The organism is Achromobacter sp. SIMBA_011 (genome assembly GCF_046535435.1).
GTDB classification, from domain to species: Bacteria; Pseudomonadota; Gammaproteobacteria; order Burkholderiales; family Burkholderiaceae_B; genus Achromobacter; species Achromobacter dolens.
The window spans coordinates 1-240 of sequence record NZ_JAWRWN010001132.1 but is presented as its reverse complement, the minus strand read 5'-3'; the positions used below and the strand labels follow the sequence as shown (position 1 = coordinate 240).

General features: G+C 58.3%; 1 protein-coding gene. It reads right to left on the bottom strand.

Annotated elements, in window-relative coordinates; translation table 11 throughout:
* The coding region (locus SB816_RS34570; RefSeq protein ID WP_410548569.1) for a hypothetical protein at window positions 1-240 on the bottom strand (240 nt) is incomplete at both ends.

Here is a 240-nt window from a genome sequence, read left to right as displayed (position 1 = left end):
CGACGGGTAACCGCCGATCTTGTGCTCATAGGTGTGGGTCACCAGGTCATAGTAACTCTGTATCTCGCCCGCGCGTTCCAGCTTGAGAATTTCGTCCTCGAGCTCGGAAGGAACGCCACCGCCATCCCACAACGGGTAATCCTCCGGCACGTTTTCCGTCTTCAAGGGGAATGGCTTGAGAAAGGCGCCTGCCACTGGCAGTGTTTTACGCACCAGCACATCGTCCGGCCCGTATTCGCG